Source organism: Pseudomonas vranovensis, from assembly GCF_040438935.1.
Taxonomy (GTDB): Bacteria; Pseudomonadota; Gammaproteobacteria; order Pseudomonadales; family Pseudomonadaceae; genus Aquipseudomonas; species Aquipseudomonas vranovensis.
Genome location: NZ_CP159259.1, coordinates 2,833,714 through 2,859,642, shown reverse-complemented (window position 1 = coordinate 2,859,642; position 25,929 = coordinate 2,833,714). Strand labels below are relative to the sequence as shown.

Below are 25,929 nucleotides of genomic sequence, written 5' to 3'. Positions count from 1 at the left end.
CTTGTCGGGGCCTGCGAGTCTCGTTCCAGACGGTTCGCCCCCAGTGACCCTTTGGTCACCGGCGGAGTATACCAAACCCTTGGTCTTAATCATCAAGATCAACGCGCCCGAGCGGCTTTTTTAGACCAAAGATGTAGGCCGGGACGCCCCATTTCGGGGCATTCGCCCGCATGGTTCCCGTTGCCGTGCAACTGGGTTACGCTCTGGGGATCCAGATGACGTACCACACCAAAAAAACGGAGTGCAGCATGGGATACCAGAAAATCAAGGTTCCGGCAGTCGGCGACAAAATCACCGTCAACGCAGACCATTCTCTAAATGTTCCTGATAATCCGATCATCCCGTTCATCGAAGGCGATGGCATTGGCGTAGACGTCAGTCCCGTCATGATCAAAGTGGTTGATGCTGCTGTAGAAAAAGCCTATGGGGGCAAGCGCAAGATTTCCTGGATGGAAGTCTATGCGGGTGAAAAAGCCACGCAGGTATACGACCAGGACACCTGGCTGCCCCAGGAGACCCTGGATGCCGTCAAAGATTACGTCGTCTCCATCAAGGGGCCGCTGACCACCCCGGTTGGTGGCGGTATCCGCTCCCTGAACGTTGCCCTGCGCCAGCAGCTGGACCTGTATGTGTGCCTGCGGCCGGTGGTGTGGTTCGACGGTGTGCCGAGCCCGGTGAAAAAACCTGGCGATGTCGACATGGTGATCTTCCGTGAGAACTCCGAAGACATCTATGCCGGTATCGAGTGGAAGGCTGGCTCGCCTGAGGCGCAGAAGGTCATCAAGTTCCTCAAAGAGGAAATGGGCGTTACCAAGATCCGTTTCGACCAGGACTGCGGTATCGGCATCAAGCCGGTGTCCAAGGAAGGTACCCAGCGTCTGGTGCGCAAGGCCCTGCAGTACGTAGTGGACAACGACCGCAAGTCGCTGACCATCGTCCACAAGGGTAACATCATGAAGTTCACAGAAGGGGCCTTCAAGGATTGGGGCTACGAAGTGGCCAAGAACGAATTCGGTGCCGAGCTGCTCGATGGCGGCCCGTGGATGAAGTTCAAGAACCCGAAAACCGGTCGCGAGGTCATCGTCAAGGATGCCATCGCCGACGCCATGCTCCAGCAGATCCTGCTGCGTCCGGCCGAGTACGATGTGATCGCGACTCTCAACCTAAATGGCGACTACCTCTCCGACGCCCTGGCGGCCGAAGTAGGGGGTATCGGTATTGCTCCAGGTGCCAACCTGTCGGATACGGTGGCCATGTTCGAGGCTACCCACGGCACGGCGCCGAAATACGCCGGCAAAGACCAGGTGAACCCGGGGTCGGTGATTCTCTCGGCCGAGATGATGCTGCGTCACCTGGGCTGGACCGAAGCCGCTGACCTGATCATCAAAGGTACCAATGGTGCAATCAAGGCCAAGACCGTGACCTATGACTTCGAGCGCCTGATGGATGGCGCCACGCTGGTCAGCAGTTCCGGTTTTGGTGAGGCGCTGATCAAGCACATGTAATAAAAAGCAGGCAAACAAAAGCCGACCCGCTCGCAGGAACGGGTCGGCTTTTTATTGCGTTCAGCAATCAGGCGCCAATGGCGCTATCTGCTGTGGACGTGGTGGCTGGCGCGATATCGACTTTTCTGTTGGCATCCTGGATTTCGATGGCGTGCAATCCCTTGGGTCCCTGGATAATCTCGAATGTGACGGCCTGGCCGGCTTTCAACGTTTTATATCCATCCATCTTGATGGCGGAATAATGAGCGAAAAGGTCGTCGCTTTTCCCTTCTTCGTTGATGAATCCGTAGCCCTTGGCATTGTTGAACCACTTGACTTTACCGCTTGCCATCCTCATATCCCTCTGCAAAGGACTCCATCACTGGAGTATCATCCACTCCATCCGCATATGAACCTGCGAAAATTCTGGTTGACTGCGCGGATCTTTATCGACCACGGTGGGTTCTTATTGGTTGTAACACCGTTTTGCCGATAGTCAAGGTCGGGCGACAGTCGTTCAAGCGTCGGCTTTGCGGTCAACCCACAACCTTAACCTGTCGAAATGATGAATTTCTTTCCATGCATGTACATAGCCAGATTCGACTAACATTCAATCAGGATCGCCCGCAATCGCATGAGGACGATGGTTCCGGCCTGGCGGTTCAGGAAGCCAAGCCAGCGCTGCAGGCGCCACCCATGTACAAGGTGGTTTTGTTCAACGATGACTACACACCGATGGATTTCGTCGTCGAAGTGCTCGAGGTGTTTTTTAACCTGAATCGCGAGCTGGCGACCAAGGTCATGCTGGCCGTCCATACAGAAGGACGGGCAGTGTGCGGATTGTTTACCCGCGACATCGCCGAGACCAAGGCCATGCAGGTCAACCAATACGCCAGGGAAAGCCAGCATCCGCTACTCTGTGAAATCGAGAAGGACGGTTAATCGCCGACCACTTGGGTATGAGGTGAAGCTATGTTAAACCGCGAGCTCGAAGTCACCCTCAATCTGGCCTTCAAGGAGGCACGTTCGAAGCGTCATGAGTTCATGACCGTCGAACACCTGCTGCTGGCATTGCTGGATAATGAGGCCGCAGCCACCGTTTTGCGTGCCTGCGGCGCGAACCTCGACAAACTCAAACACGACCTGCAGGAGTTCATCGACTCCACCACGCCGTTGATCCCCGTGCATGACGAGGATCGCGAGACCCAGCCAACCCTGGGCTTCCAGCGTGTATTGCAGCGCGCAGTCTTCCACGTCCAGAGCTCGGGCAAGCGTGAAGTCACTGGCGCAAATGTGCTGGTGGCGATTTTCAGCGAACAGGAAAGTCAGGCGGTGTTCCTGCTCAAGCAGCAGAGCGTCGCCCGTATCGATGTGGTCAACTACATCGCCCATGGCATCTCCAAGGTGCCGGGGCAGGGTGAGCACTCCGAAGGCGAGCAGGATATGCAGGATGAAGACGGTGGCGAAACCTCGTCGTCGGGCAATCCTCTGGATGCCTATGCCAGCAACCTCAACGAACAGGCCCGTCAAGGCCGTATCGACCCGCTGGTCGGTCGCGAGCTGGAAGTCGAGCGCGTAGCGCAGATTTTGGCGCGCCGGCGCAAGAACAACCCGCTGCTGGTCGGTGAGGCCGGTGTGGGCAAGACTGCCATCGCCGAAGGCCTGGCCAAGCGCATTGTCGATGGCCAGGTGCCAGACCTGCTGGCGCAGAGCGTTGTCTACTCCCTTGACCTGGGTGCGCTGCTGGCCGGCACCAAGTACCGCGGCGACTTCGAGAAGCGCTTCAAGGCGTTGCTCGGCGAGCTGCGCAAGCGGCCTCAGGCAATCCTGTTCATCGACGAGATCCACACCATCATTGGCGCCGGTGCGGCATCCGGTGGTGTGATGGATGCCTCGAACCTGCTCAAGCCGCTGCTGTCCTCGGGTGATATCCGTTGCATCGGTTCGACCACCTTCCAGGAGTTCCGTGGCATCTTCGAGAAGGACCGTGCCCTGGCGCGGCGGTTCCAGAAAGTCGATGTCAGTGAGCCATCGGTGGAAGACACCGTCGGCATCCTGCGCGGCCTCAAGGGGCGCTTCGAGACTCACCACAACATCGAGTACAGCGATGAGGCCCTGCGCGCAGCCGCAGAGCTTGCAGCACGCTACATCAATGACCGGCACATGCCGGACAAAGCCATCGATGTGATTGACGAGGCAGGGGCGTATCAGCGCCTGCAGCCGGTCGAGATGCGCGTCAAGCGTATCGATGTGCCGCAAGTTGAAGATATCGTCGCGAAAATCGCGCGGATCCCGCCAAAGCACGTCACCAGTTCCGACAAGGAACTGCTGCGTAACCTGGAGCGAGACCTGAAGCTGACCGTCTTTGGTCAGGATGCGGCGATCGATTCGCTGGCGACTGCCATCAAGTTGTCTCGTGCTGGCCTCAAGTCGCCAGACAAGCCAGTCGGGTCGTTCCTGTTCGCAGGTCCTACGGGTGTCGGCAAGACCGAGGCGGCGCGTCAGTTGGCCAAGGCGCTTGGGGTTGAGCTGGTGCGCTTCGACATGTCCGAGTACATGGAGCGTCATACTGTTTCGCGCCTGATTGGTGCCCCTCCGGGCTACGTCGGGTTCGACCAGGGTGGCTTGCTCACCGAAGCCATTACCAAGCAGCCGCACTGCGTATTGCTGCTCGATGAAATCGAGAAGGCGCACCCCGAAGTCTTCAACCTGCTGCTGCAGGTGATGGACCACGGTACCCTGACCGACAACAACGGACGCAAGGCGGACTTCCGCAACGTGATCGTGATCATGACCACTAACGCCGGTGCTGAAACCGCAGCGCGAGCCTCCATTGGCTTCACGCAGCAGGATCACTCCTCGGATGCGATGGAGGTGATCAAGAAGAGCTTCACGCCAGAGTTCCGCAACCGCCTGGACACCATCATCCAGTTTGGCCGTCTCAGTCACGAGACGATCAAGAGTGTGGTGGACAAGTTCCTCATCGAGCTGCAGGCGCAACTGGAAGACAAGCGCGTTCTGCTGGAGGTCAGCGATGCGGCGCGCAGCTGGCTGGCTGCTGGTGGTTACGACGCGCAGATGGGCGCACGGCCGATGGCGCGGCTGATCCAGGACAAGATCAAGCGGCCGTTGGCCGAGGAGATCCTGTTCGGCGAGCTGGCTGAGCACGGCGGAGTGGTGCACGTCGACATTCGCGATGGCGAGTTGGTGTTCGACTTCGAGACCACGGCCGAGATGGCGTAGTAGTTGCTGGTCGCGGGGCACGCCCGCTCCTGCAAGTTCTGTAGGAGCGGGTTTGCCCCGCGATGCGTTTCAAGGCAAACAAAAATGCCCGGCATGTAGCCGGGCATTTTTGTTGGTGTTGCTTATCGAGCGCGGTAGGTGATGCGCCCTTTGCTCAGGTCATAAGGCGTCAGTTCGACGCGGACCTTGTCACCGGTCAGAATACGAATGTAGTTCTTGCGCATTTTTCCTGAGATATGCGCGGTAACGACGTGCCCATTTTCCAACTCCACACGGAACATGGTGTTGGGCAGGGTGTCGACGACAGTGCCTTCCATTTCGAAGCTGTCTTCTTTCGACATGCAGTAAAGCCCTCGGTGTCCAGTTAATGGCCCGGTGCACGACTGCGCCAGGCAAAAAAAGTGGCGTGCATTGTGCCCGAAAAATGGACTTCAAGCCAATGATTTCAGTTCAGGGTCACCCAGCGCTGATTGATCAACAGCTCGATGGGGCGGTACTGGGTCTTGTAGTTCATTTTTTTGCAGTTTTTGATCCAGTACCCGAGGTAGACGGCGTCCAGCCCCAGGCGCAGGGCTTCGGTGATCTGCCAGAGGATGGCATAGCGGCCCAGGCTCCTGCGCTCCTCGTCGGGTTCGTAGAAGGTGTAGACCGCCGAGAGGCCGTTGGGTAGCAGGTCGGTGACGGCCACGGCGACCAGGCGGCCTTGCAGGCGGAACTCGTAGAAGCGTGAAAACGGCAGGTCACGAACCAGGAACGTGGAGAACTGGTCGCGGCTGGGTGGGTACATGTCACCGTCGGCATGGCGTTGCTCGATGTAGCGCCGGTACAGTTCGAAGTACTCTTCCTTGAAGGCTGGGCGGGCGGGCGTGACGGTCAGGTCGGCGTTGCGCTTGAGAATGCGTTTTTGCTGGCGGTTTGGCAAAAAGCGTGCAGACGGAATCCGCGCCGGTACACAGGCGTTGCAATTCTGGCAATGCGGGCGATACAGGTGGTCGCCACTGCGCCGGAAGCCCATTTCCGACAGGTCTGCGTAGACATTCACGTCCATTGGCTGGCTCGGATCGAGAAACAGCGTTGTGGCTTGTTCGTCTGGCAGGTAGCTGCAGGAATGGGGTTGAGTGGCATAAAACTTCAACCGCGCCAGCTCTGTCATGATCAACCCCTCGGGAGGTGCGTTTGAATTAAGTGTAAGCCAGCTGGAAAAACTCGCCTAGCAAACCCAACTGGCGTTGTTGGGTTCATCCAGGTAGCGCTGCAAATAATCGGCAAAGGTCGCGCGGGCAATGGCGCGCGCGCCCAGGCTGTGCAGGTGGTCAGTGGGCATCTGGCAGTCGATCAGCACGAACCCCGCATGCCGCAGGTGTTCGACCAGGCTCACAAAGCCGACTTTCGAGGCGTTGTCGGCGCGGCTGAACATCGATTCGCCGAAAAACAGTCGGCCCATGGCCAGGCCGTACAGGCCACCTACCAGCTCACCGTCCTGGCGCACTTCCACCGAATGGGCGAAACCCTGCTGGTATAGCGTGAGGTAGGCCGCCTGCATGCTGTCGGTGATCCAGGTGCCATCGGCGTAGTCACGGGGTGCGGCGCAGGCGCGGATGACGGCAGCAAAATCCTGGTCGAAGCTGACCTGGTAGCGGCCCTGGCGCATGATCTTGCGCAGGGAGCGTGATACATGCAGTTCATCGGGGAACAGTACAGTGCGCGGATCGGGTGACCACCAGAGGATCGGCTGGCCATCCTGATACCAGGGGAAGCAGCCATGACGATAGGCCTGCACCAGGCGCTCGGCGCTCAGGTCGCCGCCAGCGGCGAGCAGGCCATTGGGGTCGCGCAGGGCTTTGTCCAGTGGAGGGAAGTTCAGGGTGTCGCGGCTCAACCAGGTCAGCATCGTCGTTCTGTGATGGAGGAGGGGAGGGTGGTCAGGATCGCCTGAAAGGCTATCGCGGGACAAGCCCGCTCCTACCGGTTGGGTTGGAGCGGGCTTGTCCCGCGATGCACTAAAGCAACTTGCGCCACCCTTTGTTGTCACACCTGCGTAAAAACCCCGCATAAGCCTTTGTCACAAAAGAAAATGCGTGCTCAAATTGCGATATAGGAAATTGGCCCCCGTTTACGCTTCCTTCTGGCGTGCCGTCATGGCGGTAGGCGGGCAGTAATGTTAAAAGTAGTGGTTTGTTGACTGTTCAATTGGGTCAATCACTGTTGGACGCGCATCGAGCGCAGGAATAGAAGCGTTTTGAAGAAATCCACCGCAACATCGAATCCCTTGCCTGTGCCGCTCTGGCGCCAGCAGCTGCATTATCGCCTCAAGGAAGGTGCGCTGATCGCCATGGGGGCGCTGTGCCTGTACCTGTGGATGGCGCTGCTGACCTACGACCAGGCCGACCCAGGTTTCAGCCACACCAGCAATGTCGAGCAGGTGCAGAACGCCGCCGGCCGCGCCGGTGCCTATTTCGCCGACATCCTGTTCATGGTGCTCGGCTACTTCGCCTACATCTTCCCGCTGCTGCTGGCCATCAAGACCTGGCAGATTTTTCGTGAACGCCACCAACCCTGGCAGTGGAGCGGCTGGTTGTTCTCCTGGCGCCTGATCGGCCTGGTGTTCCTGGTGCTCTCGGGTGCGGCTCTGGCCCATATCCACTTCCATTCCGCCGCAAGCCTGCCGGCCTCGGCCGGGGGCGCGCTGGGTGAAAGCCTGGGCGACCTGGCCAAGAACGCCCTGAACGTGCAGGGCAGCACCCTGATGTTCATCGCCTTGTTCCTGTTCGGCCTGACGGTGTTCACCGACCTGTCCTGGTTCAAGGTCATGGACGTTACCGGCAAGATCACCCTCGATCTGTTCGAGCTGTTCCAGGGTGCCGCCAACCGCTGGTGGGCCGCCCGCAACGAGCGCAAACGCCTGGTGGCCAAGCTGCGCGAGGTCGATGACCAGGTTCATGACGTGGTAGCCCCAGCGGTGTCCGATCGACGCGAGCAGGCCAAGGCCAAGGAGCGCATCATCGAGCGCGACCAGGCCCTGAGCAAGCATGTGGCCCAGCGCGAGCAACAGCCGGCCCCGGTGATCATGCCGGCCCCGGTCAAGGCGCCAGAGCCCAGCAAACGCGTGCAAAAGGAAAAGCAGGCCCCACTGTTCGTCGACAGCGCCGTCGAAGGCACCTTGCCACCCATCTCCATCCTCGACCCTGCCGAGAAAAAGCAGGTCAATTACTCGCCTGAGTCGTTGGCAGGTGTCGGTCATCTGCTGGAAATCAAACTCAAGGAATTCGGCGTCGAAGTCTCGGTGGACTCCATTCACCCGGGCCCGGTGATTACCCGCTACGAAATCCAGCCGGCCGCAGGCGTCAAGGTCAGCCGTATCGCCAACCTGGCAAAAGACCTGGCGCGTTCCCTGGCCGTGACCAGCGTGCGTGTGGTCGAAGTGATTCCGGGCAAGACCACCGTTGGTATCGAGATTCCCAACGAAGACCGTCAGATCGTGCGTTTCTCCGAAGTGCTGTCGTCGCCGCAATACGATGAGGCCAAGTCGCCGGTCACCATGGCCCTGGGCCACGATATCGGTGGCAAGCCGGTGATTACCGACCTTGCCAAGATGCCCCACCTGCTGGTTGCCGGTACCACCGGCTCCGGTAAGTCGGTGGGCGTGAACGCCATGATCCTGTCGATCCTGTTCAAGTCGGGCCCTGAAGACGCCAAGCTGATCATGATCGACCCGAAAATGCTCGAACTGTCGATCTACGAAGGCATTCCGCACTTGCTTTGCCCAGTAGTGACCGATATGAAGGACGCCGCCAACGCCCTGCGCTGGAGCGTTGCCGAGATGGAGCGCCGCTACAAGCTGATGGCGGCCATGGGCGTGCGCAACCTGGCGGGCTTCAACCGCAAGGTCAAGGATGCCGAAGAAGCTGGCGAGCCGATCTACGACCCGATGTTCAAGCGCGAAAGCATGGATGACGTGCCGCCGCTGCTCAAGACCCTGCCGACCATCGTGGTGGTGGTGGATGAGTTCGCCGACATGATGATGATCGTCGGCAAAAAGGTCGAAGAGCTCATCGCCCGTATCGCCCAGAAGGCCCGGGCCGCGGGTATCCACCTGATCCTCGCGACCCAGCGTCCGTCGGTGGACGTGATCACCGGTCTGATCAAGGCCAACATCCCGACCCGTATGGCGTTCCAGGTATCGAGCAAGATCGACTCGCGGACCATTATCGACCAGGGTGGCGCGGAGCAGTTGCTTGGTCACGGTGACATGCTCTACATGCCGCCAGGCACCAGCTTGCCGATCCGTGTGCATGGCGCCTTCGTTTCCGACGATGAAGTCCATCGCGTGGTCGAGGCATGGAAACAACGGGGTGCGCCGGACTACAACGACGATATCCTCAATGGCGTCGAAGAGGCGGGTAGCGGCTTTGAAGGCGGCGGTGGCGGCGACGGCGATGATGCCGAAACCGATGCCTTGTACGATGAAGCCGTGCAGTTTGTGCTCGAAAGCCGTCGTGCCTCCATCTCTGCGGTCCAGCGCAAGCTGAAGATTGGCTATAACCGCGCCGCGCGAATGATCGAGGCCATGGAAATGGCCGGTGTGGTGACCGCCATGAACACCAACGGCTCACGTGAAGTGATTGCCCCAGGGCCATCTCGCGACTGATGAACCACCCAGCCTGCGGCCCGTAGCGGCCGCGGGCCCATTCATACTGCAACGAGGATTTCCATGCGCCTGATTCGCATGATGTTGGTTTCCGCTATCGCCCTGTCCAGCGCTTCTGTGTTTGCCGGAGAACAGGATGTGGCGCGCTTGACCCAGCTGCTGGAAAAATCCAGGACGATCGAAGCCCGTTTCTCCCAGTTGACCCTGGACGCCAGCGGCACCAGCCTGCAGGAAGCCGCAGGGCAGATGTCGGTACAGCGTCCAGGCCTGTTCTACTGGCACACCGATGCACCGCAGGAGCAAGTGGTGGTGTCGGACGGCAAGACCGTCACCCTGTGGGACCCTGACCTGGAGCAGGCGACCATCAAGAAGCTCGACCAGCGCCTGACCGAAACGCCGGCGTTGCTGCTGTCCGGTGACGTGTCGAAGATCAGCCAGAGCTTCGACATCACCTCCAAGGAGCAGGGCGACGTGATGGACTTCACGCTCAAGCCGAAAACCAAGGACACTCTGTTCGACTCCCTGCGCCTGTCGTTCCGCAAAGGGCTGGTCAACGATATGCAACTGATCGACAGCGTCGGTCAGCGCACTAATATCCTGTTCACCGGGGTCAAGGCCAACGGGGCGATTCCGGCGAGCACGTTCAAGTTCGAGATCCCGAAAGGCGCCGATGTCATTTCGGAATAAGAGGTAGTAGCAGCGCCCATGGACCTGTTTCGTAGCGATCCCGTAGCCCAGCCCCTGGCGGCGCGCCTGCGCCCGGCCAACCTGGATGAGTACGTCGGCCAGGAGCACCTGCTGGCCCGCGGCAAGCCGCTGCGCGAGGCACTGGAACAGGGGGCGTTGCACTCGATGATCTTCTGGGGCCCGCCGGGTGTCGGCAAGACCACCCTGGCGCGCCTGCTGGCGCAGTTCTGCGATGCGCACTTCGAGACCGTCTCGGCGGTGCTGGCCGGGGTCAAGGAAATCCGCCACGCGGTGGACATCGCCAAGCAGCAGGCCGGGCAGTACGGGCGACGCACAATCCTGTTCGTCGATGAAGTACACCGTTTCAACAAGTCCCAGCAGGATGCCTTCCTGCCCTATGTCGAAGACGGCACGCTGATCTTCATCGGCGCCACCACCGAAAACCCCTCCTTCGAGTTGAACAATGCCTTGCTCTCGCGGGCGCGGGTCTACGTGCTCAAAAGCCTCGACGAGGCCGCGCTGCACAAGCTGGTAGGGCGAGCGCTGAGCGAAGAGCGCGGCCTGGGCAAGCGCCAGCTGCGCCTGGGTGAAGAAGCCTTCAAGATGCTCATGGCGGCCGCCGACGGCGATGGCCGGCGCATGCTCAACCTGCTGGAAAACGCCTCGGACCTGGCTGAAGACGGCAGCGAGATCGGCATGGAACTGCTGCAAAGCCTGCTGGGTGACAGCCGTCGACGTTTCGACAAGGGCGGCGAGGCCTTCTACGACCAGATCTCGGCGTTGCACAAGTCGGTGCGCGGCTCCAACCCCGACGGTGCGCTGTACTGGTTCGCACGCATGCTCGATGGCGGTTGCGACCCGCTGTACATTGCCCGGCGAGTGGTGCGCATGGCCAGCGAAGACATCGGCAACGCCGACCCCCGGGCCTTGAGCCTGTGCCTGGCGGCCTGGGACGTGCAAGAACGCCTGGGTAGCCCCGAAGGTGAGCTGGCAGTGGCCCAGGCCATTACCTACCTCGCTTGCGCACCGAAGAGCAACGCCGTGTACATGGGCTTCAAGACGGCCCTGCGCGAGGCGGGCGAGCACGGCTCGCTAGAAGTCCCGCTGCATCTTCGCAACGCACCGACCAAATTGATGAAGCAACTGGGCTACGGCGACGAATACCGCTATGCCCACGACGAACCAGATGCCTATGCCGCCGGCGAAGACTACTTCCCCGACAACCTTGAGCCGCGCCAGTACTACCAGCCTGTGCCGCGCGGCCTGGAGCTGAAGATCGGCGAGAAGCTCAAGCACCTGGCCGAGCTGGACCGCAAAAGCCCCCGGCAGCGGAGAAAGCCATGATTGCTGTGATCGCCGCCGTCAGTGCTGGAGGCATTGCTGGCACCCTGCTGCGCTTTGCCGCGTCCAATTGGGTCAACGCCCACTGGCCACGCCACTTCTATCTCGGTACGCTGGCGGTCAACCTTTTGGGCTGCCTGTTGATCGGCGTGTTGTACGGTCTGTTTCTGCACCGTCCGCTAGTGCCGGTCGAGCTGCGTGCCGGCCTGATCGTCGGCTTTCTTGGCGGCCTGACAACCTTTTCATCCTTTTCACTGGATACCGTGCGCCTGCTCGAAAGCGGGCAGGCGCCGCTGGCCTTCGGCTATGCTGGGCTCAGCGTAATGGGCGGGCTGCTCGCAACCTGGGCCGGCCTGTCTTTGACCAAATTCTGAACCAACGAGAGAACGATATGCTCGATTCCAAACTGTTACGCGGCCAACTTCAGGAAGTGGCGGACCGCCTGGCCTCCCGTGGCTTCAGCCTGGATGTCGCGCGCATCGAAGCACTGGAAGAACGCCGCAAGGTAGTGCAGACCCGCACCGAACAACTGCAGGCCGAGCGTAACGCCCGTTCCAAGTCCATTGGCCAGGCCAAGGCCCGTGGTGAAGACATCGCGCCATTGATGGCCGACGTCGAGCGCATGGCTGGCGAACTGGCCAGCGGCAAGGTCGAGCTGGATGGCATTCAGGCTGAACTTGACGCCATCGTGCTGGGTATCCCCAACCTGCCGGACGAGAGCGTGCCGGTTGGCGCCGATGAAGATCACAACGTTGAAGTGCGTCGCTGGGGCACCCCGCGCAGCTTCGATTTCGAGATCAAAGACCACGTGGCCCTGGGCGAACTGAGCGGTGGCCTGGACTTCGAAACCGCCGCCAAGCTGTCGGGTGCCCGTTTCGCCCTGCTGCGCGGCCCGATTGCCCGCCTGCACCGTGCCCTGGCGCAGTTCATGATCAACCTGCACACCAGCGAGCACGGCTACGAAGAAGCCTACACCCCGTACCTGGTACAAGCCCCGGCGCTGCAAGGCACCGGCCAGTTGCCGAAGTTCGAGGAAGACTTGTTCAAGATCAGCCGTGACGGTGAGGCCGATTTCTACCTGATCCCGACCGCCGAAGTGTCGCTGACCAACATCGTCGCTGGCGAGATCCTCGACGCCAAGCAACTGCCGGTCAAGTTCGTTGCCCACACCCCGTGCTTCCGCAGCGAAGCCGGTGCCTCGGGTCGTGACACCCGCGGCATGATCCGCCAGCACCAGTTCGACAAGGTCGAGATGGTCCAGATCGTTGAGCCGAGCAAATCCATGGAAGCCCTGGAAGGCCTGACTGCCAACGCCGAACGCGTACTGCAGGCCCTGGAACTACCTTACCGTGTATTGGCGCTGTGCACCGGCGACATGGGCTTCAGCGCGGTCAAGACCTACGACCTTGAAGTCTGGGTGCCGAGCCAGGAAAAATACCGCGAGATTTCCTCGTGCTCCAACTGTGGCGACTTCCAGGCCCGCCGCATGCAAGCACGCTGGCGCAACCCGGAAACCGGCAAGCCTGAGCTGGTACACACCCTGAATGGCTCGGGCCTGGCGGTCGGTCGTACCCTGGTTGCCGTGCTGGAGAACTACCAGCAGGCCGACGGCTCGATCCGTGTGCCGGAAGTGCTCAAGCCTTACATGGGTGGCGTCGAGGTCATCGGTTAAATGGAGTTTCTGCCGCTGTTCCACAAGCTGCGCGGTAGCCGTGTACTGGTTGTCGGTGGGGGCGAGATTGCCTTGCGCAAATCCCGCCTGCTGGCCGATGCCGGCGCTGTGCTGCGCGTGGTCGCGCCTGAAATCGAAGCGCAACTGGCCGAACTTGCCCGGCACAGCGGTGGTGAAATCCTCGGTCGTGGCTACCAGCAAACCGACCTGGATGGCTGCCAGCTGATCATCGCTGCGACCGACGATCCGGCGCTCAATGCCCAGGTCTCGGCTGATGCCCACCAGCGCTGCGTGCCGGTCAATGTGGTCGATGCACCGGCGCTGTGTTCGGTAATATTCCCGGCGATTGTCGACCGTTCGCCCCTGGTGGTGGCGGTGTCCAGCGGCGGCGATGCGCCGGTGCTGGCGCGGCTGATCCGGGCCAAGCTGGAAACCTGGATTCCGGCGGCCTACGGTGAATTGGCCGGGCTGGGCGCGCGCTTTCGCGACAAGGTCAAGGCACTCTACCCGGACGTCAATCAGCGTCGCGGCTTCTGGGAAGATGTGTTCCAGGGCCCGATCGCCGAGCGACAACTGGCCGGGCAGGGCGCTGAGGCCGAGCGCTTGCTGCAAGCCAAGATCGACGGTGCCAGCTACCTGGCACCGGGCGAGGTCTACCTGGTCGGTGCCGGCCCAGGTGATCCGGACCTGCTCACCTTCCGTGCCCTGCGCCTGATGCAACAGGCCGATGTGGTGCTCTACGACCGTCTGGTGGCCCCGGCGATCATCGAGTTGTGCCGTCGTGATGCCGAGCGTATCTACGTCGGCAAGCGCCGCGCCGACCATGCCGTGCCGCAGGAGCAGATCAACCAGCTGCTGGTTACCCTGGCGCGCCAGGGCAAGCGGGTGTTGCGCCTCAAGGGTGGTGATCCGTTCATCTTCGGCCGTGGTGGCGAAGAGATCGAGGAACTGGCCGAGCACGGTATTCCGTTCCAGGTGGTGCCGGGTATCACTGCAGCTAGCGGGTGCTCGGCCTATGCCGGGATTCCGCTGACGCACCGTGACTACGCCCAGTCGGTACGCTTTGTAACGGGCCACCTCAAGGACGGCACCAGCAATCTGCCCTGGAACGACCTGGTGGCGCCTGCCCAGACCCTGGTGTTCTACATGGGGCTGGTGGGGTTGCCGACCATTTGCGCTGAACTGATCCGTCATGGGCGTGCCGCTGATACGCCGGCCGCGCTGGTGCAGCAAGGCACTACGCCGAATCAGCGGGTGTTCACCGGCACTTTGGCGGACTTGCCGACGTTGGTGGCAGAGCACGAAGTGCATGCACCAACACTGGTGATCGTCGGCGAAGTAGTCCGACTACGTGAGAAGCTGGCCTGGTTCGAAGGCGCGCAGTCCTGAAAGCATCGCGGGGCAAGCCCGCTCCTACCGTAGGAGCGAGCCTGCCCCGCGATCATTCCCGCCTCTATTTCCCCCAGATTCCTTTCCCGGGCAAGCGCTCCCGATCATGCTCCACCGCAAAGTCCTGCAGCGGCCCCTTGGGTACGATCCCGTTCGGGTTGATGGTCTTGTGGCTCATGTAATAGTGCTTCTGGATATGTTCGAAATTGACTGTCTCGGCCACCCCTGGCCACTGATACAGCTCTCGTAGCCAGTTCGACAGGTTCGGGTAATCGGCCAGGCGCCGCAGGTTGCACTTGAAGTGCCCGTGGTACACCGCATCGAAACGGATCAGGGTGGTGAACAATCGCCAGTCGGCCTCGGTCAGGTATTCCCCGGTCAGGTAACGCCGCTCGCCCAGCCGCGCTTCCAGGTAGTCGAGCTCGGCAAACACTTCATCAAACGCCTGTTCGTACGCCTGTTGCGAGGTTGCAAAGCCTGCGCGGTACACGCCGTTGTTCACCGCCGGATAGATCCGCTCGTTAAGCGTATCTATCTCGGCTTGAAGTGGTGCAGGGTAGAGGTCCAGGACATTGCCGGTCAGGTCGTTGAAGGCGCGGTTGAAGATCCGAATGATCTCGGCCGATTCGTTGTTGACGATGCGTTGTTCCTGTTTGTCCCACAGCACCGGTACCGTGACCCGGCCGCTGTAGTGTGGGTCGTCACGGGTATAGCGCTGATGGAGAAAGTCCAGGTGGTCGAGCTTGTCGCCGGTAGAGCCCTGGCCCTGGTCGAAGGTCCAGCCGTTCTCGCTCATCAGCCAGCTGACCACCGACACATCGATGAGGTTTTCCAGGCCCTTGAGCTTGCGAAAGATCAGCGTGCGATGGGCCCAGGGACAGGCAAGTGATACATACAGGTGGTAGCGCCCGGCTTCGGCGGCGGGGAGCTGATTGTGGCGCTGCGTACTCTCGCGCTGGAACGCGCCGTCCTTGCTGCTTTCATACCACTGGTCATGCCAGCGTCCATCGATCAACAGGCCCATGGGGAGCTCCTCGGTGATTCGTTCGAATATAGAACCCAGTGTACGGGCCTGGGTTCGAACGAATAGCGCAAAGTCTTCGCCTGTTTGATCGATTGAGTAGATGAATCCCTCAGGCCAGGCGTTGATCCCAGTAGCGCCGGGCCTGGGCAAAGGTTGCTTCGCGAGGTTGGCCAAGGCCGCGCAGTGCCAGGGCCATGGTTGCCACCACCGCCAGTTCACCGTAGCTGTCGTGCGATTCGCCGCGCCATACAGACAGCAGTTGCTCGGGCTCGAGGCTGGCCGGTTTGACATGGCGCAGGGCGGCCAGGGCCGGCCATTGCTCGTCCCAGTCCTCACCATTGGCGGTTCCGTACAGGTGGCTGCTGGTATCGGGATTGATCTCGATTTCGCCGCCATCGCCCTTGATCACAATGGCCGTGTCGCCGAGCAGGCGGCTGGCTTCGCGGTGTACCGCCTGGTAGCCGGGGTGGAAGATACTTTGCAGGCCGCAGCGAGCGCCCAGTGGGTTGAGCACCCGGGCCAGGGAGTGGATCGGCGAGCGCAAGCCCAGGGTGTTGCGCAGGTCGATCATGCGCTGCAGGCGTGGTGCCCAGTCCTGCAGGGGGATGAACGCCAGATGCTGGTTGTCCAGGGCCTGGGCAACGGTAGTCCAGTCTCGGCACAGGGGGATCTGCAGCAATTCCAGCACCTGCTCGGTGTACAGACGTCCGGCCGTATGCGCGCCGCCGCCATGCAGCAGGATGCGCACACCGTTGGCGGCCAGGCACTTGGCGGCCAGCAGGTACCAGGGCAGGTGGCGCTTTTTGCCGGCGTAGCTGGGCCAGTCGATATCCACCGCGATCTGCGGGGCGTGCAAACGTTCGCGCAAGGCTTCGGTGAACCCCGCCAACTCCTCAGGGCTCTCTTCCTTGTGCCGAAGCAGCATCAGGAAGGCACCCAACTGGGTTTCTTCAACCTTGCCATCGAGCAGCATGCCCATCGCCTCGCGGGCTTCTTCGCGGTTCAGGCCGCGGGCGCCGCGTTTGCCCTTGCCAAGAATGCGCACGAACTGGGCGAAAGGGTGTTCGGCCGGGGTGTCGGTGATCAGTGGGCGAGGGTCGGTCATATGCAGTTGGTCGGCTTCGGCAGGCCCGCAAGCTTTGCGGCGAGTTTGGCGGGGGTGCCTTTGAACAGGCGGTTGAGGTGCAGGCTGTTGCCTTTTTCCGGGCCCAGCTTGAGTGCGGCGTACTTGATCAGCGGGCGAGTGGCCGGCGACAGCTCGAACTCCTGGTAGAACGCACGCAGCAGCGTCAGCACCTCCCAGTGTTCGGGAGTCAGTTCCAATTGCTCGTGTTCGGCCAGGGCCTGGGCGACTTCATCAGACCAGTCACTCAGTTCGACCAGGTAGCCGTCCTTGTCCAGGGCGATGCTACGGTCGCCAACAGTCAGGGTACTCATAGCCAGCTGTTGACCTTGTCGAAGTCCAGCGACAGCGCCACGAACGCCGGATAGTCGATGGCGCGGGTACCTTCATCTGCACTGATGCCGCGCGCTTGCAGGTCTTCTTCAAGGGCGAACAGGCGTCCTTGCAGGTTTCTCGCTTGCAGGGTTGCCAGTGGCGCGCTGCCGGGTTGCAGGGCATACACCGCATCGCCACACAGCAACACGCCGTCCTGATCGCCGAGCAGGCGCAGGCAGCTGGTGAGGCGATTGTCGCCAAACGGCGAGTGGGAAATTACATGCAAGGTGCTCATCAGAGGGTTACCACCTGGTCGAAACGGTCGATCAACGCAGCCAGGGCGGCGTCATCCAGCACCGCTACCGGCAGGCTCAGGCTGTCGGCAGCAAGGCCGCGTTCCTTGAGGCTGCTGTCGGCGGCAAACAGCTCTTCGACGCCGAACATCGGCAGGGCCTGCAGGTTGGCGGCGAGGTTCTTTTGCTGCAACTGCGCAGGCGCTTGGCCGGGCGCGAGCTGGAACACGCCATCGTCGAGAAACAACATGCCCAGGGGCAGGTCGAAGGCGCCACCGGCCAGGGCAATGTCCAGGGCTTCGCGGGCGGACGGGCCGGCCCAGGGCGCCTGGCGGCTGATAATCAGCAAGGACTTGGCCATCTCAATCACCTCCGAAGCACATCAGCCGGTCGGCGCTTTGCGCACCTTCATGCAGTTGACCAAGGCCGGACAGCTCCCAGGGCGCTGGCAGGTTCACCGCCGGGCGTTGGTAGCGCTGGGCTTCCTCGGCGTTGAGCACGCCACGGCGCAGGGCCGCAGCGATACACACCACGGCATCGAGGCTGTGCTCACTGATAAAGGCGCGCCACTGGGCGGCGATATCCAGCTCATCCTGCGGGGTGACCACATTGGCAGATGCGCTGTGTACACCGTCCTGATAGAAAAACAGCCGGACAATCTCGTGCCCGCCGGCAAGCGCCGCCTGGGCGAACAACAAGGCGCGACGGGAAGAGGGCGCATGGGCCGGAGAAAAAACCGCGATGGCGAACTTCATGGAAGGCTCATTCAGCAAAACTGCGCCAATCATAAAGCAAAAAGCCCGCAACAGCTGCGGGCTTCTGTGTGGGCGCGGGCTTGCCCGCGAATGTCCTCAGGCCTTTTCTTTATGCTCAGGCAGGAACCAGTTCAACACCAGCGCACAAATCCCGCCGGTAGCCACCCCCGACTCCAGCACGTTGCGCAGTGCCGACGGCATATGTGCGAGGAACTCCGGCACTTGTGCCACACCCAGGCCCAGCGCCAGCGACACGGCGATAATCAGCAGCGCACGACGGTCCAGGTTGATGCTGGCGAGGATATTGATCCCCGACGCGGCCACCGCCCCGAACATTACCATTGCCGCGCCGCCCAGCACCGGCTCCGGCACCGCCTGGATCACCCCGGCAACACTCGGGAACAGGCCGAGAATCACCAGCATCGCCGCGATCCACACACCGATATGACGGCTGGCAATACCGGTCAGCTGAATCACGCCGTTGTTCTGGGCGAAGATCGAGCTGGGGAAGGTATTGAATACCCCGGCCAGCAGCGAGTTGGCACCGTTGACCAGCACCCCCCCCTTGATTCGCTGCATCCACAGCGGACCTTCCACCGGTTGGCGCGATACCTTGCTGGTGGCGGTCACGTCACCGATGGCTTCCAGCGAGGTCACCAGGTAAATCACCAGCATCGGAATGAACAGCGCCCAGGAGAAGCCGAGGCCGAAATGCAGCGGCATTGGCACCTGGAACAGCTCGGCTTCATGCATGCCGGTGAAATCCAGGCGGCCCAGATAGCCCGCCAGGGCATAGCCCACTGCCAGGGCAATAACAATGGCGCAGCTGCGCATCCACACCAGCGGGATACGGTTGAGCACCACGATAATCGCCAGCACCACGCCCGACAGCAGCAGGTTCTCGCCGTTGGCGAAGGTACCGTTGCCCATGGCGGTAAAGCCGCCGCCCATGCTGATCAGGCCCACCTTGATCAGCGTCAGGCCGATCATCAGCACTACGATACCGGTTACCAGGGGTGTGATCAGGCGCTTAACGAACGGCAAAATGCGCGAAATGCCCATCTCCACGAAGGAGCCGGCAATCACCACACCAAAGATAGCCGCCATCACCGCCTCAACCGGCGTGCCTTGCTTGACCATCAATGCGCCACCGGCGATCAGCGGCCCGACAAAGTTGAAACTGGTGCCCTGAACAATCAACAACCCGGCACCGAACGGTCCGAAGCGACGGCACTGAACGAAGGTTGCAATCCCGGAAATCACCAGCGACATCGACACGATCAGGTTGGTATCGCGCGCCGAAACCCCCAGTGCCTGGCAGATCAACAGCCCCGGCGTCACGATCGGCACGATGATCGCCAGCAGATGCTGCAGTGCAGCCAGCATCGCGATCAGCGGCCGCGGTCGATCCTCAAGGCCAAGAACCAGTTCATTGACCTGCGCAGGTGCGCCGGGCCCTTGCTCGATTGAACTCATGGGAGTGCTGCCCCGGAAGAAAAAAGGAGCGCATTCTACGGCTTAATCCCCTCCACGCCCAGTAGGAGCGGGCCTGCCCCGTGATCCAAACCCATCACCCACAAAAAAGCCCGCCGAAGCGGGCTTTCTCACGCATTCACAACCAATCAGTCATCACGACCCATCAGGCCGAACAGCTGCAGCAGGCTGACGAACAGGTTGTAGATCGAAACATACAGGCTGACAGTTGCCATGATGTAGTTACGCTCGCCACCGTGAATGATCGCGCTGGTCTGGAACAGGATGCAGACCGACGAGAACAACACGAAACCGGCGCTGATCGCCAGCTGCAGGCCGCTGATCTGGAAGAACAGGCTGGCCAGCACCGCACCCATCAGCACGAAGAAACCGGCGGTGATGAAACCACCGAGGAAGCTCATGTCCTTGCGGGTGATCAGTACATAGGCCGACAGGCCACCGAACACCAGCGCGGTCATGGCAAAGGCCGAGCTGACCACTTCAGCGCCACCGGCCATACCCAGGTAACGGTTGAGGATAGGGCCGAGGATAAAGCCCATGAAGCCGGTGAGGGCGAAGGTAGACACCAGGCCCCAGGCCGAGTCACGCAGCTTGTTGGTGAGGAAAAACAGGCCATAGAAGCCGATCAGTACCACGAAAATGTTCGGGTAGCCAACGCGCATCTGCTGCGCGATGAAGGCCATGACGCCACTGAAGGCGAGGGTGATAGCCAGCAGCCCGTATGTATTGCGCAGGACCTTGCTGACCTCCTGCTGCTCGACCTGCTGGCCGTGATTGACGGCATAATCCTGTTCGCGCATGGCGACACTCCTGTGGGTTTGAAACGTTCAGATGCAAAGATCATAACAGAGCCTTGCAAAACAGCCCCATCGAGAGTTTGACAGCTTGTTTCATTTCGGTATTATGGCGCCCGCAATACGAGGAAGCGTGGCCGAGTGGTTTAAGGCAACGGTCTTGAAAACCGTCGATGGGCAACTATCCTAGAGTTCGAATCTCTACGCTTCCGCCACTTCTAAGGCCCTGATTATTCAGGGCTTTTTGCGTTTCTGGGGCGAGTGATTTTCCCTCGTCGAACGCCCTATCGCTTCCGCATTTTTCTGATCGTTTCCGCAACCAATCGCGCAAAGTCGACTATGACGGGCGTCTTCGGTCTGACCGCTTGCCGCATCTCCTCCGAAATCAGCCGTGTCCGAGGCAGCTTTTCTCGATTGTTGTCATGATGGCCTTGCGCTACCCTTCAGCCTCTCTCTGCGCTTTACGATTCTTTTTTTTTGGGGGGGAGGTCTCGTATCTAGAGGCATCAGGCCATGTCTCATTGGGACTAACTCTAGAGGACTTCCTAGCTTAGAAAAGCGCTTAACTAAGTGCGTTGCTATAGTTTATTTTAGGTTTATATGGAAATTCGAATACAGAAATTCAAGAAGATCGATGATGTGGCCGTTACTCTTGGTTCTTTGAATATATTTATTGGGGCAAATAATTCAGGTAAGAGCAGCTTTATCCAAGGTATCCAGTTTGCAATTTCTGGATGTCAGGCTCTCAACCTCAAAGGAGCGGCTTGGACAAAAAAAGGGGGGAGAACTCTTTCGCTAGATTCCAGTGAATACCTCTATACGCCTACGAAAAATATTGAATATCTTTATCATGGAAAAAAGCTGAGCGGTTCTCGAACTAAAGCAGATCGAAACTGGATTGAGTTTTCATTGTCGGATGGTGATAACTCAACTCTTAAGATATCTCGAGGGAAGAATGGTGGTTTTACAACCACTCTTAGTGGTCGTAAACTTGGCGACAAGTTAAGTAGTATTGAGCAGCCGTATTGTGTCTATGTTCCTGGTATAGCCGGGATCCCTACGCAAGAGAAATTTGAAGTAACAATTTCCGTGAAAAAATCGGCTACTCGAGGGGATAGCAATAATTATCTTCGTAATATTCTTTGTGCAATCAGTGGCGATGCGGAAAGGTGGGCCTCATTTAAAGGCTCGGTAAATAGTGTTTACGGTGATATTGATGTGCATTCAGAGTTTGATGAGCACAAGTCGGAATATATAAGTGTTCATGTAAGTGAGCGTGGTTTGGACCTGCCCCTTGATTCGGTTGGGACAGGTTTGCTTCAAGTTATGCAAATTTTTGCGTATATTGAATATTTTAACCCTAGAATTATATTGCTGGATGAGCCTGATGCACATATACATCCGACCAAGCAAAAGCTTCTAGCACGTGAGTTGTCTCGTCGTGCTGACGCGGATCCTGAACTGAAGATAGTGTTCTCTACTCATTCTCGATATATATTAGAGGCGCTGGAAGATAAAGCAAATGTTATCCATTTTCAAAGTGGTGTAGCTTATCAGGATGTCAAGGGTAGTAACATCTTGTTGGATATTGGTGCGGCTGATGCAGATTATCTGTTTTCTAAGAAAGATCTAAAATATGTTGTGGTTACTGAGGATAAGGTTGATGGGGTTGCAGAGAAAAAGGAATTTCTCAAAAAGTTTTTGATGGCAAACGGAATTGGTGAGGACGAGTTTGTTCTTCATTCGTATGAAGGGTGTAAAAAAGTAGATTTTGCTAAAATTCTGCAAGGATTTGTGCGTAAACAAATTCCAACTGTGAAGGTTTTAGTTCATATAGATCGTGATCAGAGAGTGGACTCGGATCGGGAGGTTATATCTCTCAAGGAAGACTGCAAAGAGAGGGGCGTGATTTTCTTTATGACTAAATACCAAGAGGTAGAGTCATATTTTTGCATGCCCAAGCATATTCATAAGATCTATGGTGTTCCGTTGGCAGAGGCTGAACAGGTTTACCAGGAATTTGTTCGTGAACTTGAGGGTGAGACTAAGAGGAAGTTGGTGAACTTCATAGGTAGGGATCGCAAGGAGCTCAGCCATAATAAAGCAGGTATGTTCGATATAGATGTTGTTAATGGTCATGTGGATACTTGGTACGCTGAGTTTGGCGAAAATCTGACTCCAGGGAAGGAGCTACTAGGAAAGCTTAAAGTCTATATCCAGCAGGTATGGAAGGAAGACCCTAATAAGATATTGGATTCGTCCGATGCCTTGGCGTGCGCTGACTTCAAAGAGCTACTGGAGCAAGATTGATTGGTGCGGCCGCTTTTGTATTGGGTGGCCGCGATATTTTCCACTCTTAACGGGTTGGTTCAACGATTTCTCCAATCCGGCGATATACTGTCTCTGTGATACGTTTATCAGTGTGTCCCAAGAGTCTACTGGCGTGATTCAAATCTCCAATTTCGCTGGCTGCTTTAGGGCGAATATCTCTGAATTGGAATTGACGAATGCGCTCTGCTAGGACTTTGTCATTTTCGGTAAGTGCATTTTTAATGGCGAAGTTTCTAGCGTCATCAAAGCGGAGGCGAAGCATGGAGGCAGTTACGTGCCGTCCATTTTCAGTAATGATTAGGTACGGGTTTAGAACTTTGCGCTCTTTTCGCTGATAGAGCAATCGCTCAATCAGTTGGCCGAGTTCATTGCTCTGGTTGCTTGTGCTGAGTTGAATTCGTAACTTCTTCGACGTCTTGCCTTGAGCTACCTGCAAGTATCCACCAATGCAGTCCGACGCTCGCATAGAAAGTACATCAGTGGGGCGCTGCCCAGTCAAATAGGCTAAGTCCATTGCGTCACGTAGTTCCGGCACTGCCTGTTTATAAACTGAATCCCAGATCTCTGGACCAGCATAAAAGTCACGCGGCCGCTCTTTATTCTTGCGCACGCCAGCCGCAGGATTCTCTTTTTCCGAGACTCCCCATTCTCGAGCCATGTTGTAGATATGCGATAGCAGGGAAATCTCACGGTTGGCGCGTACTTTGCCCGTGCGTTTGTCTCGGTACTGAGCGATGATCTGAGGGGTGATGGCATCAATCGGTGCATCGGCAAATGCGGCACGAAGCTGCTTCAGTGAAAGCAGATTGTCTTTTTGCGTACGCGGCATCTTCCCGGGAATAACATCGCGCTCATATCGATTAAATACGTCACCCAGCAGTCGAGTGATTCTTGGAACGGCCTTCCGATCAAGCTTGGCCCATTCGATTTTTGCTACATCCAGATCGGTACCAAGCGGGATCTCGATGCGTTTCCCATTTTCGTCCCGACCGTCATAGTAGTAGCCCACCCATTGTTTCCCGCTTTTCAAGGTGCGGACCCGCCGCAACATCCGCGGCGGCAGGTCACGATTGCCAGCTTTTTTAAAGCGCATTGATCAACTCACTCGTGTCAGGTCGAACGTCCAAGTTTCGGTCACCGCGTTCGTTTCAGATGGTTTCAGCCCGGCCAGTTTGAGGCGCGCATACAGACGCCCCACTATTGGGCGCCTGGAGCCACTAAGAACGTGCTGCCAGCCGTTGGAATCCAACCACTGGATCTGTTTGGAAGGGATCAAGTACCCAGTGATGGAGGCCACTTCATCGTCCGTCAGTAGCTCCCCAGGAAACGAAACGAGGGAGGCAGAGAGGTCGCTGGAAATCATTGCTGGGTTCGTTTCTTTCATGACGTCGCCTCACCATTGTCCTGAATGCAAGCCATGGAATGCTGCCGTTGCCACTCGTGGAACCTGGCCATTTCCAAGGGCTTTAAGTCGGTCCATCCTAAAGGCCACCCCATCAGCCACTCGACCCATGTTGGGTTCAGATGGCCACCGTGTCTGGCCATCACTGCGTGATCCAGGCGATCGTTGGATCGATCGGCGCCTGATTTGCGAATGAGAGCATTCAGCGATGAACCCTTGGCCATGCTGGCGACCGGGGTCGGCCAAGTCGGCATTTGCTTTTCTCTCTGTCTTCTTTGCAAGGAGCCAAATGCGATCACGTTTATGGGGCGCTCCAAGGTCCACCGCTGAAACAGCACACCACTCCGCGTCATACCCCATCTCGGTAAGCTCACCGACGACCAACGCAAGTCCTCGGCCCACAAGCATTGGTGAGTTCTCCAAGTAGACGTCGCTCGGCAATACCTCACCGATGATTCGAGCCATGTCTTTCCAGAGGCCGGAGCGCGATCCTTCAATCCCAGTACCTGGGCCGGCCCCTGATATGTCTTGGCACGGAAAGCCTCCAGAAACGACGTCAACAAGGCCTCTCCAGCGTCGGCCGTCAAAGCTGCACACGTCAGACCAAATTGGGAAAGGCGGGAGTAATCCATCGGTTTGTCGTTGCGCCAGAACCTGTGCGGCGTAGGCATCACGTTCAACTGCGCAAACCGTACGCCATCCGAGCAGGTGGCCGGCGAGTATTCCTCCACCAGCGCCCGCGAAAAGAGCCAGCTCATTCATGCAATCCTCGCAAGTCAGGTGGCAGTGCACCGACCTGCAGTAGGGCTTCGTGGATGTGCAGAGCCAGCGCCTCGGCGGTCCTTAACCCGCCGTTAGGACTCTCCGACAGCTTCGCCTTGATGGCGTCGACGATGCAGTTGCAAGCGACCTGCAGGTTGCCTACTACCGGTTTGGCGCGGTTGAACCCTTTGGCGCCGCCACCCAGGCCGCAGCACATGTGAAAGTGCTTGAGGATGTGCTTACGAGGCGTCATCAGCATCCCTGCGGTGTTGGCCTGGCGATTCTTGCCACGGCTATCGACTCCGGTGGTCACCATACCCATGAGGTGTATCAGTTCTGCCGTGTCCGTCGCTGGCGGAACGTCTTCGCGGTGAAGGGCGCAAGCAAGTCCGGCAAGCCGGTGATTGCGCAGCGGCCTTCGCTGGTGGACGTGACCTGGAAAGGGCAGACAGAGCGCAACGGGGCGGAGCTTTGGATTGTCGGTACCGACACTGCCAAAGACTGGATCTATAACCGCTATGCCTTCGAGACCGGACCTGGTGCGCTGCACTTCGCCAAGGATCTGCCGGATGACTTCTTCGCCCAGTGCGTGGCTGAACGCAAGGTTGCCCGCTACGTGAAGGGGTACAAGCGGATCGAGTGGGTGAAGGGCAAGGCTGATCGAAACGAAGCACTCGACTTGATGGTGTACAGCCTGGCAATGGCGCACTACCTGGGCTTGCACCGATATGGCGAGCAGGACTGGGACCGGCTGCGTCAGGCGCTGGCCCAGGCCACCTTATTTGATTGTGCGGGTGCGGCGAAGCCGGTGAAGGCCGAGCGCCTGGCCGAAGACAACGCTGAGCCACCCAGGCCGCAACATCAACCCGCTGCTGTCACGCCTGTAGCCCCGCCGGTTGCACGTACTGCACCACAACCTATGCAACGCCGCAGCTCCAGCAGCGGCTACCTCAAGAGACGCTGATATGGCCTACACCCAGAAGCACCTCGACGCGGTCGAGCGGGCAATTGCGCGTGGTGAAAAAGTCGTGCGCTACACCGACCGCACGGTCGAGTACCGCTCAATCGATGAACTGCTGAAGGCCCGCGATGTGATCCGAACCAGTCTGACCGAGGCAGCGGGGCCGCGCTCTCGCGTAGTCCGGCTTTACCACGGAGGGAAAGGATTGTGA

At 58.9% G+C, this 25,929-nt stretch carries 27 protein-coding genes, 1 tRNA gene and 1 pseudogene; 13 read left to right on the top strand and 16 right to left on the bottom strand.

The window, feature by feature from the left end; all coding sequences use genetic code 11:
• Nucleotides 1–248: 248 nt before the first annotated feature.
• Nucleotides 249–1,505, top strand: a complete 1,257-nt coding sequence (gene icd / locus ABVN19_RS13160) for an NADP-dependent isocitrate dehydrogenase (protein WP_028944249.1) — start codon at nt 249–251, stop codon at nt 1,503–1,505.
• 67 nt (nt 1,506–1,572) lie between these two features.
• On the opposite strand, the gene cspD is transcribed toward icd, so the two are convergent.
• On the bottom strand, nt 1,573–1,836 hold the full coding sequence (cspD, locus tag ABVN19_RS13155) for a cold shock domain-containing protein CspD (protein ID WP_256585865.1): 264 nt from the start codon (nt 1,834–1,836) through the stop codon (nt 1,573–1,575).
• 227 nt (nt 1,837–2,063) lie between these two features.
• Between cspD and clpS the strand changes: the two genes are divergently transcribed.
• Both clpS and clpA read left to right on the top strand, forming a co-directional pair.
• A complete protein-coding gene (gene clpS, locus ABVN19_RS13150; protein WP_028944251.1) occupies nt 2,064–2,426 on the top strand; it encodes an ATP-dependent Clp protease adapter ClpS in 363 nt (120 codons plus the stop codon).
• A 30-nt stretch (nt 2,427–2,456) separates the two neighbouring features.
• Complete coding sequence (clpA, locus tag ABVN19_RS13145; RefSeq protein ID WP_028944252.1) at nt 2,457–4,727, top strand: ATP-dependent Clp protease ATP-binding subunit ClpA; 2,271 nt, start codon at nt 2,457–2,459, stop codon at nt 4,725–4,727.
• 122 nt (nt 4,728–4,849) lie between these two features.
• Here the strand turns inward: clpA and infA are convergent, their stop codons facing one another.
• The 3 genes from infA to aat all read right to left on the bottom strand — a co-directional run bounded on the left by infA (nt 4,850) and on the right by aat (nt 6,618).
• Nucleotides 4,850–5,068: a translation initiation factor IF-1 gene (infA, locus tag ABVN19_RS13140; RefSeq protein ID WP_002553999.1), complete on the bottom strand. Its 219-nt coding sequence runs from the start codon at nt 5,066–5,068 to the stop codon at nt 4,850–4,852.
• 104 nt (nt 5,069–5,172) lie between these two features.
• Nucleotides 5,173–5,880: an arginyltransferase gene (locus tag ABVN19_RS13135; RefSeq protein WP_028944253.1), complete on the bottom strand. Its 708-nt coding sequence runs from the start codon at nt 5,878–5,880 to the stop codon at nt 5,173–5,175.
• 57 nt (nt 5,881–5,937) lie between these two features.
• The gene (gene aat / locus ABVN19_RS13130) at nt 5,938–6,618 is read right to left on the bottom strand and encodes a leucyl/phenylalanyl-tRNA--protein transferase (protein WP_105642117.1); all 681 of its coding nucleotides are present in this window, start codon (nt 6,616–6,618) and stop codon (nt 5,938–5,940) included.
• Between the two features lie 324 nt (nt 6,619–6,942).
• Between aat and ftsK the strand changes: the two genes are divergently transcribed.
• The 6 genes from ftsK (at nt 6,943) to cysG (ending at nt 14,464) form a co-directional block, all read left to right on the top strand.
• Entirely contained in the window at nt 6,943–9,375 is a 2,433-nt protein-coding gene (gene ftsK, locus ABVN19_RS13125) for a DNA translocase FtsK (RefSeq protein WP_177431068.1), read from the top strand.
• A 63-nt stretch (nt 9,376–9,438) separates the two neighbouring features.
• Nucleotides 9,439–10,062 carry an outer membrane lipoprotein chaperone LolA gene (lolA, locus tag ABVN19_RS13120; RefSeq protein ID WP_028944256.1) on the top strand — a complete coding sequence of 208 codons (624 nt, stop codon included), beginning with the start codon at nt 9,439–9,441 and terminating at the stop codon, nt 10,060–10,062.
• Between the two features lie 18 nt (nt 10,063–10,080).
• Nucleotides 10,081–11,406: a replication-associated recombination protein A gene (locus ABVN19_RS13115; RefSeq protein ID WP_028944257.1), complete on the top strand. Its 1,326-nt coding sequence runs from the start codon at nt 10,081–10,083 to the stop codon at nt 11,404–11,406.
• Nucleotides 11,403–11,777 carry a fluoride efflux transporter CrcB gene (gene crcB, locus ABVN19_RS13110; RefSeq protein ID WP_028944258.1) on the top strand — a complete coding sequence of 125 codons (375 nt, stop codon included), beginning with the start codon at nt 11,403–11,405 and terminating at the stop codon, nt 11,775–11,777. Before ABVN19_RS13115 ends, crcB begins: the two co-directional genes overlap by 4 nt.
• Nucleotides 11,778–11,794: 17 nt before the next feature.
• The gene (gene serS, locus ABVN19_RS13105) at nt 11,795–13,075 is read left to right on the top strand and encodes a serine--tRNA ligase (protein ID WP_105642115.1); all 1,281 of its coding nucleotides are present in this window, start codon (nt 11,795–11,797) and stop codon (nt 13,073–13,075) included.
• Nucleotides 13,076–14,464: a siroheme synthase CysG gene (gene cysG, locus ABVN19_RS13100; RefSeq protein WP_028944260.1), complete on the top strand. Its 1,389-nt coding sequence runs from the start codon at nt 13,076–13,078 to the stop codon at nt 14,462–14,464. It abuts the gene before it with no gap.
• A 64-nt stretch (nt 14,465–14,528) separates the two neighbouring features.
• Here the strand turns inward: cysG and ABVN19_RS13095 are convergent, their stop codons facing one another.
• The 8 genes from ABVN19_RS13095 to ABVN19_RS13060 all read right to left on the bottom strand — a co-directional run bounded on the left by ABVN19_RS13095 (nt 14,529) and on the right by ABVN19_RS13060 (nt 20,268).
• Entirely contained in the window at nt 14,529–15,488 is a 960-nt protein-coding gene (locus tag ABVN19_RS13095) for a glutathione S-transferase family protein (protein ID WP_028944261.1), read from the bottom strand.
• 109 nt (nt 15,489–15,597) lie between these two features.
• Nucleotides 15,598–16,593, bottom strand: coding sequence for a glycosyl transferase family protein (locus ABVN19_RS13090; protein WP_105642114.1), 996 nt, complete (start codon nt 16,591–16,593; stop codon nt 15,598–15,600).
• Nucleotides 16,590–16,925 (bottom strand): TusE/DsrC/DsvC family sulfur relay protein, encoded by a 336-nt coding sequence (locus ABVN19_RS13085; RefSeq protein WP_028944263.1) that lies wholly within the window; start codon nt 16,923–16,925, stop codon nt 16,590–16,592. Before ABVN19_RS13085 ends, ABVN19_RS13090 begins: the two co-directional genes overlap by 4 nt.
• On the bottom strand, nt 16,922–17,221 hold the full coding sequence (tusB, locus tag ABVN19_RS13080) for a sulfurtransferase complex subunit TusB (protein WP_028944264.1): 300 nt from the start codon (nt 17,219–17,221) through the stop codon (nt 16,922–16,924). The genes ABVN19_RS13085 and tusB overlap by 4 nt, the downstream gene beginning before the upstream one ends.
• The gene (gene tusC, locus ABVN19_RS13075; RefSeq protein WP_105642113.1) at nt 17,221–17,580 is read right to left on the bottom strand and encodes a sulfurtransferase complex subunit TusC; all 360 of its coding nucleotides are present in this window, start codon (nt 17,578–17,580) and stop codon (nt 17,221–17,223) included. The genes tusB and tusC overlap by 1 nt, the downstream gene beginning before the upstream one ends.
• Nucleotide 17,581: 1 nt before the next feature.
• The gene (tusD, locus tag ABVN19_RS13070) at nt 17,582–17,974 is read right to left on the bottom strand and encodes a sulfurtransferase complex subunit TusD (RefSeq protein ID WP_105642112.1); all 393 of its coding nucleotides are present in this window, start codon (nt 17,972–17,974) and stop codon (nt 17,582–17,584) included.
• Between the two features lie 96 nt (nt 17,975–18,070).
• Nucleotides 18,071–19,450 (bottom strand): uracil-xanthine permease family protein, encoded by a 1,380-nt coding sequence (locus ABVN19_RS13065; protein ID WP_105642111.1) that lies wholly within the window; start codon nt 19,448–19,450, stop codon nt 18,071–18,073.
• Between the two features lie 146 nt (nt 19,451–19,596).
• On the bottom strand, nt 19,597–20,268 hold the full coding sequence (locus tag ABVN19_RS13060) for a Bax inhibitor-1/YccA family protein (protein WP_028944268.1): 672 nt from the start codon (nt 20,266–20,268) through the stop codon (nt 19,597–19,599).
• 121 nt (nt 20,269–20,389) lie between these two features.
• Here ABVN19_RS13060 and ABVN19_RS13055 point away from each other — a divergent pair.
• Both ABVN19_RS13055 and ABVN19_RS13050 read left to right on the top strand, forming a co-directional pair.
• A tRNA-Ser gene (locus ABVN19_RS13055) sits at nt 20,390–20,477 on the top strand.
• 424 nt (nt 20,478–20,901) lie between these two features.
• Nucleotides 20,902–22,572, top strand: coding sequence for an ATP-binding protein (locus tag ABVN19_RS13050; RefSeq protein WP_158259237.1), 1,671 nt, complete (start codon nt 20,902–20,904; stop codon nt 22,570–22,572).
• Nucleotides 22,573–22,618: 46 nt separating this feature from the next.
• Here ABVN19_RS13050 and ABVN19_RS13045 read toward each other — a convergent pair whose 3' ends face one another.
• From ABVN19_RS13045 to ABVN19_RS13030, 4 genes are read right to left on the bottom strand one after another with little or no spacing between them, the layout of a single operon-like run.
• Nucleotides 22,619–23,686: a tyrosine-type recombinase/integrase gene (locus ABVN19_RS13045; RefSeq protein ID WP_105642109.1), complete on the bottom strand. Its 1,068-nt coding sequence runs from the start codon at nt 23,684–23,686 to the stop codon at nt 22,619–22,621.
• 3 nt (nt 23,687–23,689) lie between these two features.
• Nucleotides 23,690–23,956: a DUF4224 domain-containing protein gene (locus tag ABVN19_RS13040; RefSeq protein ID WP_105642108.1), complete on the bottom strand. Its 267-nt coding sequence runs from the start codon at nt 23,954–23,956 to the stop codon at nt 23,690–23,692.
• A 30-nt stretch (nt 23,957–23,986) separates the two neighbouring features.
• Nucleotides 23,987–24,757, bottom strand: a complete 771-nt coding sequence (locus ABVN19_RS13035; RefSeq protein ID WP_105642107.1) for a DNA cytosine methyltransferase — start codon at nt 24,755–24,757, stop codon at nt 23,987–23,989.
• On the bottom strand, nt 24,750–25,079 hold the full coding sequence (locus ABVN19_RS13030; protein ID WP_177431066.1) for a hypothetical protein: 330 nt from the start codon (nt 25,077–25,079) through the stop codon (nt 24,750–24,752). Before ABVN19_RS13030 ends, ABVN19_RS13035 begins: the two co-directional genes overlap by 8 nt.
• Here ABVN19_RS13030 and ABVN19_RS13025 point away from each other — a divergent pair.
• Together ABVN19_RS13025 and ABVN19_RS13020 are read left to right on the top strand one after the other, a co-directional pair.
• A pseudogene (locus ABVN19_RS13025) lies at nt 24,981–25,721 on the top strand (terminase gpA endonuclease subunit); the annotation flags it as partial. The gene ABVN19_RS13030 and the pseudogene ABVN19_RS13025 sit on opposite strands and share 99 nt — an antisense overlap.
• 1 nt (nt 25,722) lies before the next feature.
• The gene (locus tag ABVN19_RS13020) at nt 25,723–25,929 is read left to right on the top strand and encodes a hypothetical protein (protein ID WP_105642106.1); all 207 of its coding nucleotides are present in this window, start codon (nt 25,723–25,725) and stop codon (nt 25,927–25,929) included.

Coding starts and splice junctions, on each gene's coding strand:
- icd (WP_028944249.1), top strand. CDS start 249: ATGGGATACCAGAAAATCAAGGTTCCGGCAGTCGGCGACAAAATCACC.
- cspD (WP_256585865.1), bottom strand. CDS start 1,836: ATGGCAAGCGGTAAAGTCAAGTGGTTCAACAATGCCAAGGGCTACGGA.
- clpS (WP_028944251.1), top strand. CDS start 2,064: ATGCATGTACATAGCCAGATTCGACTAACATTCAATCAGGATCGCCCG.
- clpA (WP_028944252.1), top strand. CDS start 2,457: ATGTTAAACCGCGAGCTCGAAGTCACCCTCAATCTGGCCTTCAAGGAG.
- infA (WP_002553999.1), bottom strand. CDS start 5,068: ATGTCGAAAGAAGACAGCTTCGAAATGGAAGGCACTGTCGTCGACACC.
- ABVN19_RS13135 (WP_028944253.1), bottom strand. CDS start 5,880: ATGACAGAGCTGGCGCGGTTGAAGTTTTATGCCACTCAACCCCATTCC.
- aat (WP_105642117.1), bottom strand. CDS start 6,618: ATGCTGACCTGGTTGAGCCGCGACACCCTGAACTTCCCTCCACTGGAC.
- lolA (WP_028944256.1), top strand. CDS start 9,439: ATGCGCCTGATTCGCATGATGTTGGTTTCCGCTATCGCCCTGTCCAGC.
- ABVN19_RS13115 (WP_028944257.1), top strand. CDS start 10,081: ATGGACCTGTTTCGTAGCGATCCCGTAGCCCAGCCCCTGGCGGCGCGC.
- crcB (WP_028944258.1), top strand. CDS start 11,403: ATGATTGCTGTGATCGCCGCCGTCAGTGCTGGAGGCATTGCTGGCACC.
- serS (WP_105642115.1), top strand. CDS start 11,795: ATGCTCGATTCCAAACTGTTACGCGGCCAACTTCAGGAAGTGGCGGAC.
- cysG (WP_028944260.1), top strand. CDS start 13,076: ATGGAGTTTCTGCCGCTGTTCCACAAGCTGCGCGGTAGCCGTGTACTG.
- ABVN19_RS13095 (WP_028944261.1), bottom strand. CDS start 15,488: ATGGGCCTGTTGATCGATGGACGCTGGCATGACCAGTGGTATGAAAGC.
- ABVN19_RS13090 (WP_105642114.1), bottom strand. CDS start 16,593: ATGACCGACCCTCGCCCACTGATCACCGACACCCCGGCCGAACACCCT.
- ABVN19_RS13085 (WP_028944263.1), bottom strand. CDS start 16,925: ATGAGTACCCTGACTGTTGGCGACCGTAGCATCGCCCTGGACAAGGAC.
- tusB (WP_028944264.1), bottom strand. CDS start 17,221: ATGAGCACCTTGCATGTAATTTCCCACTCGCCGTTTGGCGACAATCGC.
- tusC (WP_105642113.1), bottom strand. CDS start 17,580: ATGGCCAAGTCCTTGCTGATTATCAGCCGCCAGGCGCCCTGGGCCGGC.
- tusD (WP_105642112.1), bottom strand. CDS start 17,974: ATGAAGTTCGCCATCGCGGTTTTTTCTCCGGCCCATGCGCCCTCTTCC.
- ABVN19_RS13065 (WP_105642111.1), bottom strand. CDS start 19,450: ATGAGTTCAATCGAGCAAGGGCCCGGCGCACCTGCGCAGGTCAATGAA.
- ABVN19_RS13060 (WP_028944268.1), bottom strand. CDS start 20,268: ATGCGCGAACAGGATTATGCCGTCAATCACGGCCAGCAGGTCGAGCAG.
- ABVN19_RS13045 (WP_105642109.1), bottom strand. CDS start 23,686: ATGCGCTTTAAAAAAGCTGGCAATCGTGACCTGCCGCCGCGGATGTTG.
- ABVN19_RS13040 (WP_105642108.1), bottom strand. CDS start 23,956: ATGATTTCCAGCGACCTCTCTGCCTCCCTCGTTTCGTTTCCTGGGGAG.
- ABVN19_RS13035 (WP_105642107.1), bottom strand. CDS start 24,757: ATGAATGAGCTGGCTCTTTTCGCGGGCGCTGGTGGAGGAATACTCGCC.
- ABVN19_RS13030 (WP_177431066.1), bottom strand. CDS start 25,079: ATGGGTATGGTGACCACCGGAGTCGATAGCCGTGGCAAGAATCGCCAG.
- ABVN19_RS13020 (WP_105642106.1), top strand. CDS start 25,723: ATGGCCTACACCCAGAAGCACCTCGACGCGGTCGAGCGGGCAATTGCG.